The sequence below is a fragment of the Acinetobacter pullicarnis genome (assembly GCF_006352475.1).
In the GTDB taxonomy this organism is placed as follows: domain Bacteria; phylum Pseudomonadota; class Gammaproteobacteria; order Pseudomonadales; family Moraxellaceae; genus Acinetobacter; species Acinetobacter pullicarnis.
On record NZ_VCMZ01000001.1, the window covers coordinates 3,211,558 to 3,225,702 of the forward strand.

General features: G+C 39.4%; 14 protein-coding genes, 1 tRNA gene and 1 rRNA gene. 8 read left to right on the forward strand and 8 right to left on the reverse strand.

The window, feature by feature from the left end:
- Positions 1-12: 12 nt before the first annotated feature.
- Together FD716_RS14255 and FD716_RS14260 are read right to left on the reverse strand one after the other, a co-directional pair.
- Positions 13-1,269, reverse strand: a complete 1,257-nt coding sequence (locus FD716_RS14255) for a sensor histidine kinase (RefSeq protein WP_139852951.1) — start codon at positions 1,267-1,269, stop codon at positions 13-15.
- Between the two features lie 1,117 nt (positions 1,270-2,386).
- Positions 2,387-2,932, reverse strand: a complete 546-nt coding sequence (locus FD716_RS14260; protein ID WP_139852952.1) for a DUF2939 domain-containing protein — start codon at positions 2,930-2,932, stop codon at positions 2,387-2,389.
- Positions 2,933-3,640: 708 nt separating this feature from the next.
- On the opposite strand from FD716_RS14260, the gene FD716_RS14265 reads away from it, so the two are divergent.
- Positions 3,641-5,878, forward strand: a complete 2,238-nt coding sequence (locus FD716_RS14265) for an NADP-dependent isocitrate dehydrogenase (protein WP_139852953.1) — start codon at positions 3,641-3,643, stop codon at positions 5,876-5,878.
- 174 nt (positions 5,879-6,052) lie between these two features.
- On the opposite strand, the gene FD716_RS14270 is transcribed toward FD716_RS14265, so the two are convergent.
- A tRNA-Leu gene (locus tag FD716_RS14270) sits at positions 6,053-6,139 on the reverse strand.
- 181 nt (positions 6,140-6,320) lie between these two features.
- Here FD716_RS14270 and queA point away from each other — a divergent pair.
- Positions 6,321-7,361, forward strand: a complete 1,041-nt coding sequence (gene queA / locus FD716_RS14275; RefSeq protein WP_139853704.1) for a tRNA preQ1(34) S-adenosylmethionine ribosyltransferase-isomerase QueA — start codon at positions 6,321-6,323, stop codon at positions 7,359-7,361.
- A 265-nt stretch (positions 7,362-7,626) separates the two neighbouring features.
- Here the strand turns inward: queA and FD716_RS14280 are convergent, their stop codons facing one another.
- Positions 7,627-7,941, reverse strand: coding sequence for a rhodanese-like domain-containing protein (locus FD716_RS14280; protein WP_139852954.1), 315 nt, complete (start codon positions 7,939-7,941; stop codon positions 7,627-7,629).
- A 91-nt stretch (positions 7,942-8,032) separates the two neighbouring features.
- Between FD716_RS14280 and FD716_RS14285 the strand changes: the two genes are divergently transcribed.
- The 3 genes from FD716_RS14285 (at position 8,033) to FD716_RS14295 (ending at position 9,640) form a co-directional block, all read left to right on the forward strand.
- On the forward strand, positions 8,033-8,521 hold the full coding sequence (locus tag FD716_RS14285; protein WP_139852955.1) for a YajQ family cyclic di-GMP-binding protein: 489 nt from the start codon (positions 8,033-8,035) through the stop codon (positions 8,519-8,521).
- 32 nt (positions 8,522-8,553) lie between these two features.
- Positions 8,554-9,048, forward strand: coding sequence for a DUF4442 domain-containing protein (locus FD716_RS14290; protein ID WP_139852956.1), 495 nt, complete (start codon positions 8,554-8,556; stop codon positions 9,046-9,048).
- Between the two features lie 73 nt (positions 9,049-9,121).
- The gene (locus FD716_RS14295; RefSeq protein ID WP_139852957.1) at positions 9,122-9,640 is read left to right on the forward strand and encodes a nuclear transport factor 2 family protein; all 519 of its coding nucleotides are present in this window, start codon (positions 9,122-9,124) and stop codon (positions 9,638-9,640) included.
- A gap of 79 nt (positions 9,641-9,719) precedes the next feature.
- Here the strand turns inward: FD716_RS14295 and FD716_RS14300 are convergent, their stop codons facing one another.
- From FD716_RS14300 to FD716_RS14310, 3 genes are read right to left on the reverse strand one after another with little or no spacing between them, the layout of a single operon-like run.
- Positions 9,720-10,097: an acyl-CoA thioesterase gene (locus tag FD716_RS14300; RefSeq protein WP_407641935.1), complete on the reverse strand. Its 378-nt coding sequence runs from the start codon at positions 10,095-10,097 to the stop codon at positions 9,720-9,722.
- A gap of 55 nt (positions 10,098-10,152) precedes the next feature.
- Positions 10,153-10,590 (reverse strand): thioredoxin TrxC, encoded by a 438-nt coding sequence (trxC, locus tag FD716_RS14305; RefSeq protein WP_139852959.1) that lies wholly within the window; start codon positions 10,588-10,590, stop codon positions 10,153-10,155.
- On the reverse strand, positions 10,591-11,487 hold the full coding sequence (locus FD716_RS14310) for an alpha/beta hydrolase (RefSeq protein ID WP_139852960.1): 897 nt from the start codon (positions 11,485-11,487) through the stop codon (positions 10,591-10,593).
- A gap of 135 nt (positions 11,488-11,622) precedes the next feature.
- On the opposite strand from FD716_RS14310, the gene FD716_RS14315 reads away from it, so the two are divergent.
- From FD716_RS14315 to FD716_RS14320, 3 genes are all read left to right on the forward strand, one after another.
- On the forward strand, positions 11,623-11,958 hold the full coding sequence (locus FD716_RS14315) for a TIGR01244 family sulfur transferase (RefSeq protein WP_139852961.1): 336 nt from the start codon (positions 11,623-11,625) through the stop codon (positions 11,956-11,958).
- Positions 11,959-12,182: 224 nt separating this feature from the next.
- A complete protein-coding gene (locus tag FD716_RS19440; RefSeq protein ID WP_407641901.1) occupies positions 12,183-12,287 on the forward strand; it encodes a lipoprotein in 105 nt (34 codons plus the stop codon).
- A 134-nt stretch (positions 12,288-12,421) separates the two neighbouring features.
- A complete protein-coding gene (locus FD716_RS14320; RefSeq protein WP_139852962.1) occupies positions 12,422-13,798 on the forward strand; it encodes a dihydrolipoyl dehydrogenase in 1,377 nt (458 codons plus the stop codon).
- A gap of 158 nt (positions 13,799-13,956) precedes the next feature.
- On the opposite strand, the gene rrf is transcribed toward FD716_RS14320, so the two are convergent.
- Positions 13,957-14,071, reverse strand: a 5S ribosomal RNA gene (gene rrf, locus FD716_RS14325).
- Positions 14,072-14,145: the final 74 nt, after the last annotated feature.

Here is a 14,145-nt window from a genome sequence, read left to right on the forward strand (position 1 = left end):
ATCATCATTATTTTAATATTTTAGGATGCGTTGCGGTGTCGCTCTTGCAATTGGCAAAATAACCTTGACGGTTGTTCCTGCACCTTGTTTCGAAGAAACAATGAGTTGTCCGCGATTCAAGTCAATAAATCGCTTACACAAGACCAAACCTAGACCTGTCCCCTTCTCTCCAGATGTTCCACGAAAACTCACTTTAATATCAGGCTGAGAAATACTTAAAATTTGTGCTTCTGTCATGCCTACCCCAGTATCCTGCACTAAGATTTCAACCGTCTTTTCTTTTTTTTCTGCATGAATATAAACTTTTCCTGTGCCATCCATCGGGGTAAATTTCAGAGCATTAGAAACCAGATTCTGAATTACTGAAGTCACCATATTCTGATCGGCATAGACTTTTAAGCCCTCAGCAACATTCTCAATTAATTCGATATTTTTTTTCTGAGCAATGGCATTGAGCACATCATAGACAACTGTACTCGACTGCTTCAAATAAAAGTTCTTTGGCTGAAAAACCAAATGACCACCTTCAGCCATTGCCCAGTTCAGTAAGTTTTCCAACAAGTTATAGGTCGATTGAGCCGTATCATACAAATACTCGGTCATATCTTGAATACTAGCATCATCTAAGTTATGTCGCTCTTTGGCTAAAATCTCTGAAAACCCCAATAACCCATGAAATGGTGCACGTAAATCATGTGCAATAATTTGAAAAAACTTAGTCTTGCTTTCACTTAAAATGCGTTGTTTTTCATATTTTTGTTTTAATTCATCAAACTCTAAATGTAATTCAATATTTTGCACAAAACCTTTCACTAATCGGCCAATCAATTCCAATTTTTCAGGGCAATGCAATGCCTGTTCATCGCCATCAAAAATAATCAATTGACCATATGAAGATTGATCGACCGTTTTAAGATCAAATGCTGTCAGCTGTTGATAGCTCAGACCTTGTTCTCGAAGATCTCTGATCATTGCTTGATAATCGATAAGCTGCATATCCATTTTACTTCCCTCTAGATCTTGAGGGAAGTAAGCGTCAGACTCTAATGCTTGGTTGATTGGATATGCTTTAAAGCCTTGTGCCGATTCATGCCAAAGATAAGGCTCATTTTGCATGATCAATGTCGCGGTTTTACTTTTCAAAATTGCACGCGTCATACTTAGAAATTCTTGAATGAGATTTTGTGGCGTTAATACACCCATCAATAATGAAATATTGCCAGCAGCAAGTTGATCTGCTTGCGCAATATCAATAAGTCTCAACTTCATGCCATGGCCCACCCTTGCAGAAAAAGCATAAATGCATCCTTTTCATTCATGCGATTTGTAAAAATAATTATACAGCGACATGAATTTATAATATTTTTAATGAAACAAGTTATTCGTAGTTATACTCTACATTATTACATTTTTAAACATTTAGAAAGCATTTTTCATTCCCACAAAAACAATCACTTGTTTCAATAAATTTATATCTTTTAAAATGGATATATTAAAAACTAGATTTAAAATTACTTAATCAAGGTAGGGTTTTAATTCAATTAAATGCGCATTTTTAACTTTTTATTATTACAAACCTAAAAAGATAAGGACACACCAAAAAGATAGAACAAAATCACATTTTTTAATATTTAATACGATTAAAACAAGTAATATTCATGGCAAGTTAGCCCTAAAGCATAAATAAAGCACATAAAAACTCAAAATACACCTAACTTATAAACCACCAACTGATCAATTCAACTCGCTTATACTCACTTGTTTTACCTAACACCCAGAAAGCCTTAAAACACATAGTACACCGTACTTAGCCAAGGTCTTCTTATGCTTTTTTTAGCACATTATTTCTACTTCAGATCTATTAATCAACATAAAATAAAGTGAGGTCGCACTATACTGAACACCAAAATTAAACTTAGTATCCAATCTCCCCCTTGGCACAATGGAGCAAATCGATCTAAGAAATATAAACGCGTAGGTTTAAGCTATAGAGTCGATAGCGATCAATAATATTTAAAACCACCTGATCAATTCACCATTAATGTTTTTCAATCCACTCTAAAACCTCAATTCAAAAATATAATGATTAACGTAACTTATTTAAAATATTTAGAATAAGAACAAACCAAAGCATCATATATAAAATTAAAATTCAAGCATAAGATTTATCTACTTTATTTCAAACTCAATTTACATGTTTACTTATTGCGATTTTATTAAAACCAAATAATGAGTCTTTTATACTCATTTATACTTTATCCAATATGTTTTTTCCAACACCGAAGTCACATCAACATAAATACAAGAAAAGCGACGAGACCAACCGACCTATACCATCCAATCATTCAGTAAAAGCTGGCTGCATCCGCATAATTTCTTCGGGTACTTAATCCATTGGCACGACAATCTCATTTACCTTCCAGCTCAAACCATCACGGACCAGTTTAATTTTGACATTTTTAACTTGATCGGCATCTTTTACGATAACCTCGAACTGATTTAGCGAGATATAACCTGCCGTGTAATCTACTTTTTTCTTTATCTCGACAGGTTTCGTTGCAGTTTGTATTTCAGGCTCCCGATTAGTCGCCGCAGCTTGGAGGCCTTTACCCTGTAACATCAAAGTCATTGCAGCTGGGGTTACAACAGCATCAACCATTTTGTCTACCATCGTTGAAGCCAACATTGCACCCAATGCTGCAAATCCATCTTCTTTTTTCTGCTCACCAACTTTCTTCATAACCATGGCATTCATTTGATCTTTAAAACTTTGCCTCACGCTTGGATAATCAATATAGTTCGAAACTTTTTCACTATCACCCGCTTGCGCGGCACGTTGAATACTATTCAATACTAGATAGGGGGAAACATAGATGTAAGTCAAAACCATAATTACAATACCGCTAATCAACCATATACGCTTCTTATTCATATTTCTCTCAAACGACAAAACCCAAAAAACTATTAATTTTCAAATACCAAGAGCTAAGAAAGCATCTGCATGCATACAAGTCAGCCCCCCCCCCAAAAACACCTAGATTAAAGCTCAAATATACTCACTTAAACAATGATTTAATTGGATTTACTACGATATACCTTACGACAAGTGGCTTTCTGAAATTTTTATTATTTTAAGATAAATCAACTGGATATTAAATAACCATACTGCTCTACGCTCCTACTCGCAGCTCGAACCTCAACCTTTATTAATTTTCTCAATCCGCAATTTTCTGCATATGAGATAAAATTATGTTCTCATAAGTAAATACATGTGTAACATTGGTTGTCATTTAATACCCAGTAATCTATCTATTTTATTCACGCTTTAACGATGCAAATTAAGTTGCTTAAAATACAAAAACATTGCGTTATCCCGCAAATATTGCCTCAGGGCTGCTTCGAAAGAGGCCTAAAAAATCATGCTCAACTAATTACGTGATCATTACGATCATTGTAATTTCAAAAACACCCCTCATTAATGAGTATGAATAATCAGCGAGATAACAATATGAAAAGAGATTTCGTTGACTGAGCTGCTAGGAAGGCTGATACTCTCAATGTTTTTATTCAGAAAATCTGTTAACAGTGGCTGAGTCGAAAACTCGGTCCTAAAAACTCAATCCAAAGTAAGGGGATATATATGGCTGGTAAAAAGTCAACAATTATTTACACACTGACCGACGAAGCGCCATTATTGGCGACTTATTCGCTGCTGCCGATCATTGAGACCTTTACTAAGCCGGCCGGCGTGGAATTTGTCAAAAGTAATATCTCTGTAGCCTCACGCGTGCTTGCAGAATTTGCGGACCACCTAAGTGACGAACAAAAGGTGCCAGATAGCCTGGCGGAGCTGAGTCGCCTTACACAAGATCCAGATACAAACATCATCAAGCTTCCAAATATCAGTGCCTCTGTTGGCCAGTTGATGTCATGTATTAAGGAACTTCAGTCTAAGGGCTATGCCATTCCTGACTATCCTGAAAACCCGACGACCGAAGACGAAAAAGCGATCAAAAACCGTTATGGTAAATGTCTCGGTTCAGCTGTAAACCCTGTATTACGTGAGGGTAACTCTGACCGCCGTGCACCTGCTGCAGTCAAAAACTATGTTAAAAAACACCCGCATTCAATGAGCGAGTGGAAACAGTGGTCACAAACCCATGTTTCACATATGGAACACGGCGACTTCTATCACGGTGAAAAGTCGATCACACTCGACCGCGCACGTGATGTGAAGATGGAACTGATCACCGAAAGTGGTGAAAGCATCATCCTCAAACCAAAAGTCGCGCTCAAAGATGGCGAAATCATTGACTCAATGTTTATGAGCAAACAAGCGCTCTGCGACTTCTACGAGAAGCAACTCGATGATTGCCGCGAAGCTGGTATTTTGTTCTCACTACATGTAAAAGCAACGATGATGAAGGTTTCCCACCCAATCGTCTTTGGTCACTGCGTCAGAATTTACTACAAAGAAGCCTTTGATAAACATGGCAAGTTATTTGATAAGTTAGGCATAAATGTCAATAACGGCATGTCTGTGTTATACGAAAAGATCGAAACGCTACCAGAATCGCAACGTGACGAAATCATCCGTGACCTGCATGCTTGCCAAGAACACCGTCCAGCATTGGCCATGGTTGATTCAGCCAAAGGAATCACAAACTTCCATTCACCTAACGATATTATCGTCGATGCATCTATGCCTGCGATGATCCGTGGTGGCGGTAAAATGTGGGGCGCTGATGGTAAACAGTACGATTGTAAAGCTGTTATGCCAGAATCAACGTTTGCGCGTATTTATCAGGAGATGATTAACTTCTGTAAATGGAATGGCAACTTCGATCCGCAAACAATGGGGACTGTGCCGAACGTCGGTTTGATGGCGCAAAAAGCTGAAGAATACGGTTCACACGACAAAACCTTTGAAATCACTGAAGCTGGTACGGCCAATATCACTGACATCGAAACAGGTGAAGTGCTGATGACACAGCACGTCGAAGAAGGCGATATCTGGCGTATGTGCCAAGTTAAAGATGCACCGATCCGTGATTGGGTGAAGCTTGCGGTTACCCGCGCGCGCAACTCAGGCATGCCGGCAATCTTCTGGCTTGACGCTTACCGTCCGCATGAAAATGAACTGATCAAGAAAGTACAGAAATATCTGAAAGATCACGATACTGCTGGTCTAGATATTCAAATCATGTCACAAGTGCGTGCAATGCGTTACACACTTGAGCGTGTTGCGCGTGGTCTTGATACAATTTCTGTGACAGGTAACATCTTACGTGACTACCTAACCGACTTGTTCCCAATCATGGAACTCGGTACTTCAGCTAAAATGCTGTCTATCGTTCCATTGATGGCTGGCGGTGGTATGTACGAAACAGGTGCAGGTGGTTCAGCACCGAAACACGTTCAGCAACTGGTCGAAGAAAACCACCTACGTTGGGATTCACTGGGTGAATTTATGGCGTTAGCGGTATCTCTCGAAGAACTTGGCATCAAAGGCAATAATACGCGTGCAAAATTGATGGCTCAAACACTTGACGAAGCCACTGGTAAATTGCTCGACAACGACAAATCACCATCACGTCGCACGGGTGAGCTTGATAACCGTGGCAGCCACTTCTATCTCGCTTTGTATTGGGCAGAAGCCCTTGCTGCGCAGGATGAAGATGCTGAGCTTAAAACCAAGTTTGCTGCACTTGCGAAAACCTTAACTGAAAATGAACAGCAAATTATTGCTGAGCTTGCTCAAGTACAAGGAACCGCAGCAGATATCGGTGGTTACTATGCGGTTGATCAAGACAAAGTAAATGCAGTTATGCGTCCAAGTAGCACATTCAATGCTGCACTTGCAGCTGTTGAAGCTTAATTAACACAGTGCAACGCTGACCAAGCTGTCGGCAATGCAAGTAAAAGCCAACGCTCATGCGTTGGCTTTTTTTCGCCTAAACCCTTACTACGAGACATACTTTCAATTTAAATATTAAATTGCAGGCAAGAAAAAACCCCTAACCTTTAATGCAAGTTAGGGGTTTTCTGAATTTGGTCCCGAGGGTCGGACTCGAACCGACACGTCATCTCTGACAGCGGATTTTGAGTCCGCCGCGTCTACCAATTTCACCACCTCGGGAGAGGATGTCTTGATGGAACGTATAATAGCGGTTTTCAAAACCTTGTCAACGCTAAGTTTTCACATTTGCATATTTTTAAATCAGTTTTGATTTTTTCGATTAATAAAGCAGCATTATCAGCGAAAAAAAATAAAAAAGCTTATACTAATGTCCACTTTTAAGGCTTTGCTCAATCGACACATGCAACTTTCAGATTTTAATTTTTCCCTTCCCGACACGCTTATTGCCCGTTACCCTCTTGAATCTCGCAGTGCTTCGCGACTCTTACACCTACAAGCTGATGGCAGTTTTCAAGACCATTGCTTTACCGATATTTTAGATTTATTCAATCCAGGCGACTTACTGGTGCTAAATGACACTAAAGTCATGAAAGCACGCTTAAAAGGCAAACGTGCATCAGGTGGAGCGATTGAAATTTTAGTCGAGCGTATTTTTAATCAAAACGTTGCCCACTGCCATATTCGAGCAAGCAATAGTCCCAAAGCCGGTGCCGTATTGTTTATTGGTGATGGTGCCGTCCAAGTGACCGTAACAGGTCGCCAAGACAATCTGTTTATTGCTGAGTTTTCGCAGCCAATTCTGCAAGTGCTCGATCAATATGGTCAATTACCTATTCCGCCCTATTTCAATCGCGAAGCTGAAGAAATCGATTCAGTCCGTTATCAAACCGTATTTAATGATCCAACAAAATTGGCCAGTGTCGCAGCACCAACCGCCAGCTTACATTTTGATGAAAACATCCTTGAACAACTTGAACAAAAAGGCATTCTCAAAGCCTTTGTCACCTTGCATGTTGGCGCAGGAACGTTCTTACCCGTACGTAGCACAGATATTCAAAATCACCATATGCACAGTGAATGGTGTGAAGTACCAGCAGAAACCGTCAAACTGATTGAAGAAACGCACGCACGTGGTAACAAAGTCATCGCGATTGGAACAACAGCGACGCGCGCTTTAGAAAGTGCAGCACAAGCCTGCGGTGGCAAAATTGGTGCTTGGTCTGGCGATACGCAAATTTTTATTTATCCAGGCTATCAATTCTGTGTGGTTGACCGCCTGATTACCAACTTTCATCTGCCAGAATCGACGTTATTGATGTTGGTTTCTGCGTTATCAAGCCGTGATCATGTGATGCAAGCCTATCAACATGCAGTTGAACAGCAGTATCGTTTTTTTAGTTATGGTGATGCTATGCTGATTGAGCGCACAGCAGATCTCTAACCCATTCACCCCCCTAGGGTAGCCAAAAATAGATTTGAATGCGTAGCGACGCGCTAGTGCGTTGCTACTGATGGAAATGATGCGTATCTAAGCTATGATTTTGAAATAAATATAAAACTTCGTAGATTCTTATGTTTAACATTGACTTTTTTAGATAAAAAAAATGAAGCGAACTTCTGGTTCGCTTCATTTTATGTACTTAAAAGATTGTTTTTTAAATATCACAAAAACATTCAGTTAAATGCTATTACAACATATGCAGGCCTTAGGCGTCTTGCACTAAAGCTAATCCTCCTGCACGAGCCGCACGTGTACCGCCCATAAGAACGACGTAGTCACGAGTATTATCTAAACTTTCTAGCTTTTCAGCTGCACGTGGCGCCTTACTACCGCCACCACATAGTACATATATCGTCTGATCCGGAGCCACCTGAGAAAGCATCTCAGCATTTAAACTATCTATGGGCTGATTAATCGCACCCTGAATATGGCCTTCTGAAAAAGAACTTGCATCACGAACATCCCAGATAATTGCATTTTCTGGGAACTCAAATGCTGTAATTTCTTGTTTACGGATCATTGCGCACTCCTTTGATGTAAACAACACTTGGCAAAAGAAGAAAACCCCCCTAGCATCTCAGATATTCTTTCCATTTGTAAAGGCCTAAACCATGCCATCTTTTGATATTGTATCTGAATTAGAAATTTTCGAAGTAAATCATGCAGTTCAAAACACCCAAAAAGAAATTGCAACCCGCTTTGATTTCCGTGGCCAGGATGTTTCTATTGAATTAAATGAAAAAGCCAAAGAAGTTAAGATTAGTGCGGAAAGTGATTTTCAATGTGAACAAGTGTATAGCATGTTAGAGGCTCACTTTTTTAAACGTAAAGTTGATATCCAGGCATTAGATCCACAAAAAATGACTGCGTCTGGCAAAAACATCATTCAAGTCATCAAATTAAAAGATGGACTTGACAGTGATACTGCAAAAAAAATTAATAAAGCCATTAAAGAAAGTTCGATAAAAGTCCAATCTTCTATTCAAGGCGACAAAATTCGTATTACTGATAAAAAACGCGATACCTTGCAACAAGTTATGACGTTTTTGAAAGACCAACAATTTGGTGTGCCGTTACAGTTCAACAATTTTAAAGACTAGTTTTTTCCATTTTCTGATGCTAGGTACATTTTATGACACAGACCAATCGTTTATTCAAACTTGTAAGAGCAACATCGAAATTTCCTAAAGGAATTCGGAGCACACTGTGGAGCAAGGCCTTTGGTCGTGTCGTACCTATGGTTGGAACAGCCAACATACGCTATCTTGAGGTTGATGCAGATCACGTTAAAGTTCGTCTTGAAAATCAACGTAATGTGCAAAACCATATCAAAGGTGTCCATGCAGCAGCAATGGCACTTTTAGCTGAAACGGCAACGGGTTTTCTAGTTGGGTTACATATTCCGGATGAGCGCATCATACTGATTAAATCACTGCATGTAGACTATCTCAAGGTCGCCCAAGGTGGGTTAACAGCAACTGCGACTTTAAGTGCCGATCAACAAAAGTTTATTTTAGCCAATGAGAAAGGTGAAATGCTTATTCCTGTCACGGTTATTGATGATTCAGGCAATGAGCCGATTCACTGTCAAATGCTCTGGGCATGGTTACCAAAACGTAAAAAATAATCACTGATTTTCTCTATTTAACAGTCAATCAAAAATTCAAGATGCTCAAACAATCCTTTATTTGAGCATCAACATGAAAAATAACAAACAAAATAACCGAATATTTGCCACAAGCCTTCTAGTGAGTTTGATTCTAGGCGGCTGTAGTTTTATACCCTCACGAAAACCAGTTCTCGCTGAAAATGCCATTTTAGCAACGGATTTACAACAGCAACGTGCTGAACATAATAAAGCTGTTGTCGTCGACTTCTACCAAGGTGTGTTTCTAAAACACCAAGTTAGCAGCTATGCTGATCAATATCTTGCAGAAAAATATATTCAACATAATCCACATGTTCAAGATGGCAAGGCACCCTTTATCAATTACTTCAAAGCCTATTTCCAACAAAATCCTGAAGCACAAAATCAAATTAAACGTGTAATTGCGTCAGGTGACTTGGTCGCTTTACACGTACATTCAATCCAATCACAGGCAGATCGTGGCAAAGCCATTGTCGATATATTCAGGGTCGAAAACGGTAAAATTGTGGAACATTGGGATGTCATTCAAGCTATCCCTGAACAGTCAGCCAATGCAAACTCAATGTTTTAATAAAAAATCCCAATTTAACTGAGCTATCCAAGATTTGGGGTTCAGTTCAAACTGGGATTTTTTAATATTAAATACTATTCTATTTATTATTGAGTTTATTGAGCTCTAGAAAGCGTTGTTTCGATTCTTCAGGAATATCGCGCTTTCCACCTTTCACATTAACAGCAACAAAAGTAAATACCCCTTCCGTTACACGTATTGGAGATCGTGAACTATCATGGCTATCCCATACTTCGATTTGCATTTGAATTGAAGTATTACCTACTTTTAAAATTTTGGTATAACAACTAATCACATCCCCCACTTTCACAGGGACTAAAAATGTCATCTGATTAATTGAAATGGTCGCACAACGCCCTTTACTAAAACGCTCTGCATGTATCGCACCAGCCAAGTCCATTTGTGAAACAATCCATCCCCCAAAAACATCACCGCTCCAGTTGGTATCTGCTGGCATCGCAATGGTTTGTAATGATAGGGTACCTTCAGGTCTAAAATGAGAATCTGACACATTAACTCCAGCTTGTATTCGCTAATTGTTGATCTAACCATTGTTGCAATTGTTGGGAGCTCATCGCCCCACTTACTCGCGCCACTTCTTCCGTTTTCTTCATTAGCACCAACGTAGGAATACTCCGAATATTGAATGCTTGATTTAAACGAGGATTTGCTTCTGTATCTATTTTTGCAAAGATAACCTTGGGGTTTTGCTTGGCTGCAGCAGTAAAATGCGGTGCCATACTCTTACAAGGACCACACCACTCTGCCCACAAATCAACCAAAATAGGCAAATCACTATTTGGAACAATTTGGCTAAAATTCTGCTCATTCAACTCAATCGGTTGTAATGGAATAAGCGAGTTATGGCATTGGCCGCAAGTCGGCTGCTGCGCTACTTTCTCTTCAGGAACACGATTTTTTGCATGACATGATGGACAAACAATGATCATTTAGGAGACTCCAAAATGTTGCTGTAAAAATTCTAATTGGATCGAAATTGATTTTTCTAACCATTGAGGACTGTAAAGATCAAAATGAGAAATATCCCATTCACAATATTGAACAACTTGGCTCATCTTACGGGCTGCCTCTCGGCTAGATTCAATCGGAATCAGATGATCATATTGAGCCGCAATAAATAACACCGGTATTTGAATGTCTGCGACCGCCTGGATAGGTCGATAACGAATCAAATGGAAAAATACACGTGCAGGAACCTCACCACTCCAATAATAATCGGGATTTATAATGGACATATAACCCTGATAGCTGGATTGACTCGGCATAAAACATAAAGCAGAAGGATGTACGACAGGCAAAGTCTTTGCACTTGCACCTATTTTTGAGCCCATATAATCTTGACTCGATAATTTTAATACTTTTAGCAATTGAAGCATAGGATAAAGTTTTGCACTTGCCACCCCATCTACAAATGGTGTTTGTACCATAACTGCATAAATATTTTTTAATTGCGCTGCGAGCGTTAAAACATAGCCTCCACTTAAAGCAGCTCCCCACAATACAAGTTTACGTGCATCAACTTTAGGAGAGGAAGACAAAAACTGAATTACTTTTTTCCAATCATCTATTTGATATTCTAAAGAAATAAGTTCACGTGGCTCGCCGGTGCTCGCTCCCCAAAAACGATAATCAAAAACGACCACCGCATAACCAGCTTGCGCAAAACGCTGAGCATATTGACCGAGTTTAAATTGTCTAAGCCCAGCAAAACTGGGGGCCATAATAATAACAGCAGGCTTAATTATATTTTTCGGTCGATAAAAATCAGCTGCAATAAGATTCTCATCACTTTTTATATAAAGTGGCTCTACAGTGAAAGCATACATAACTGCTCCATTGCATTATAATTTATTGATATTATCTTAATGAACTTAATCAAAGATAGGGCCATTCAAACTCGTATCTAAGTTTACTATTAAGATATTAGCATAATACGTTTATCAACATTGTGGAGTGACAAAATGAGTGAAAGTATCGGTTTCGCAGGTCAAATAAGCCCAGAACATATTTCTCAAGTTGTAGAAAAGGGTTTTAAATCTATCGTCAATAATCGTCCAGATTTTGAAGGTGGTGCAGAACAAGTTACTTCAGCCGAAATTGAAGTTGCTGCACGTGCAGCAGGCTTAGACTATGTTTATCAACCCGTGATTGCTGGTCAAATCACTGAAATCGATGTTCGTACTTTTGCTAACCATTACAACGAACTACCTAAGCCTATTCTGATGTTCTGTCGTACTGGGAATCGATCAAATAACTTGTATCAATTGGCCAAACAAATGGATCTATTAGACGATTAAGTTCTTTTATCACCCAATCTAGTCTTTTATTCAGATATATAATCTGGTTCTAAAGACTCATTCATCTGTAAATGCAGTACCTATCACAATATAAGTACTGCAAAATATGAAATAAATTCATGCATTGCATGGCTTACATAAAAGGACTAATACAGTCGAGAGCTTACAGAATAGAATATCGACTTAACATGAAACTAAAGCAGTTTAAATTTAAGGACCTATTTATGAATAAGTTTTTCATTTTATTTCTCTCCGCTGTCCTACTGAGCGGATGTAGTTCGATGAACGTACGACCAACAGTTGGAGTTTCGATGGGTACCTCTATTTAACCTAAGTGTCCTAGCATTTTAAAATCTTATTTCATTATCCAGTTCGCAACCGTATTGTGCTGCGGGCAAAAACCAAATACGTTTAGATCCGAATTCGTCTTGTCATCGCACGATCAATAAGAAGAGGTTTAGTCATGTACGATATTATTATTGTAGGTGCAGGTACAGCGGGTATCAGTGCATATAAAGAAGCCATCAAATACACTTCTAATATTCTCATCGTCAATCAAGGGCCATGGGATACGACCTGTGCTCGCGTTGGCTGCATGCCAAGCAAGGTCTTGATTTCAACCGCAAACCGCATGTATGACATTGAACATGCGGATGAAGTTGCATTGCAGGTTGAGGCACACATTGATCGCTCTGCTGTTATGCAACATGTACGTCAGCTCAGAGATCGCTTTACCGCAGCAACACTCGCTGATGTCGATTCCTGGGATAAATCACATAAAATTTCTGGTGCAGCAAAATTTATTAATGCCAATACGATCCAAGTTAATAATCAGCACTATCAAGCTAAATCTTTTATTCTGGCTGTGGGTTCGACTCCGAATATGGATGCCGAGTGGAAAGCAGAACTAGGTGATCGCTATATTAATTCAGATGATATCTTTGAATTAGAACAGCTGCCTAAATCACTTGCCGTGATTGGCAGTGGGGTCATTGCAATTGAACTTGCTCAAGCGATGACACGTCTAGGGGTTCAGACGACTGTATTTGCACGTAGTCAAAAAGTAGGTTCCCTCAGCAGCCCACAACTACAGCCACTTGCTTGCAAAGAGCTCAGCCAAGCGATGAATATCAAGTTCAAAGTATTGCCAGAAAATATAAAAAAATCTCAACACGGTGTACTGATTTCTTTTACTGACAATGTTTCTCAGACACTTGAGGTTGACTATGTACTCAGTGCAACGGGAAGAAGCTCCAATTTAAACTCCTTAGATTTAATTCAAATAAACCCACTATTTAAAGAGATTCGCAACTTACCAATCAACAATCGAAGCAAACAACTCGGTGAATATCCAATTTTCATTATTGGAGATGCATACACTCAAACACCGGTACAACACGAAGCTGCTGTTGAGGGTAAGTTGGTCGTAGAAAGTTGTTTAAACTTTCCTAAATTAAAAGACCTTAAAACACTCACTCCTTTATCTATCGTCTTTAGTTCGCCCGAAATGGCAATTGCAGGACAAAGCCATAAGCAACTCATAGATGAAAATGTTGAGTTTATTACTGGTTATGTGTCCTATGAGCGCCAAGGTCGCGCCTTAGTGCTCGGTAAGAATCGTGGTGCTGCTGAAGTCTACGTCGATGTAAATACACGACAACTTCTCGGTGCTGAGCTATTGGTTGAGTCCGCAGAGCATATGGGGCACTTACTAGCCTGGATTATTTCTGAAAAACTAACAGTCGATCAAATACTTGAAAAACCTTTTTATCACCCAACCCTAGAAGAAGGATTACGTAGTGCATTAAAGCATGCGCGTAGACAGCTTAAAAAGAGTTAAATATTGAGCTAATTAACTTTTTTATGAAGATGGTTTAACCTCATGAGCGCCCCTTATTTAGGGGCTTTTTATTGTATTCAATTTTCGTTTTTCTTTTCATTTTTCCCGCGCATAAAAAAACACCCCAGTCGTTGACTGGGGTGTTTTTAGGAATAATGAGCTGGCGATGACTTACTCTCACATGGGTAACCCCACACTACCATCAGCGCAAAGAGGTTTCACTTCTGAGTTCGGGAAGGGATCAGGTGGTTCACTCTTGCTATTGTCGCCAGCACAACTGTTTATGGTGATTTCGGGTTTTACGTCGTATTCGACATCCGTACTATCTTAACCAAAAGAGTTATTAA

Excerpts from the sequence above, each read along its gene's own strand:
- FD716_RS14290 (WP_139852956.1), top strand. The coding sequence starts at position 8,554 with ATGACACAGACCAATCGTTTATTCAAACTTGTAAGAGCAACATCGAAA.
- FD716_RS14260 (WP_139852952.1), bottom strand. The coding sequence starts at position 2,932 with ATGAATAAGAAGCGTATATGGTTGATTAGCGGTATTGTAATTATGGTT.
- FD716_RS19440 (WP_407641901.1), top strand. The coding sequence starts at position 12,183 with ATGAATAAGTTTTTCATTTTATTTCTCTCCGCTGTCCTACTGAGCGGA.
- FD716_RS14295 (WP_139852957.1), top strand. The coding sequence starts at position 9,122 with ATGAAAAATAACAAACAAAATAACCGAATATTTGCCACAAGCCTTCTA.
- FD716_RS14310 (WP_139852960.1), bottom strand. The coding sequence starts at position 11,487 with ATGTATGCTTTCACTGTAGAGCCACTTTATATAAAAAGTGATGAGAAT.
- trxC (WP_139852959.1), bottom strand. The coding sequence starts at position 10,590 with ATGATCATTGTTTGTCCATCATGTCATGCAAAAAATCGTGTTCCTGAA.
- FD716_RS14255 (WP_139852951.1), bottom strand. The coding sequence starts at position 1,269 with ATGAAGTTGAGACTTATTGATATTGCGCAAGCAGATCAACTTGCTGCT.
- FD716_RS14300 (WP_407641935.1), bottom strand. The coding sequence starts at position 10,097 with ATGCCAGCAGATACCAACTGGAGCGGTGATGTTTTTGGGGGATGGATT.
- FD716_RS14285 (WP_139852955.1), top strand. The coding sequence starts at position 8,033 with ATGCCATCTTTTGATATTGTATCTGAATTAGAAATTTTCGAAGTAAAT.
- FD716_RS14320 (WP_139852962.1), top strand. The coding sequence starts at position 12,422 with ATGTACGATATTATTATTGTAGGTGCAGGTACAGCGGGTATCAGTGCA.
- FD716_RS14280 (WP_139852954.1), bottom strand. The coding sequence starts at position 7,941 with ATGATCCGTAAACAAGAAATTACAGCATTTGAGTTCCCAGAAAATGCA.
- FD716_RS14315 (WP_139852961.1), top strand. The coding sequence starts at position 11,623 with ATGAGTGAAAGTATCGGTTTCGCAGGTCAAATAAGCCCAGAACATATT.
- FD716_RS14265 (WP_139852953.1), top strand. The coding sequence starts at position 3,641 with ATGGCTGGTAAAAAGTCAACAATTATTTACACACTGACCGACGAAGCG.
- queA (WP_139853704.1), top strand. The coding sequence starts at position 6,321 with ATGCAACTTTCAGATTTTAATTTTTCCCTTCCCGACACGCTTATTGCC.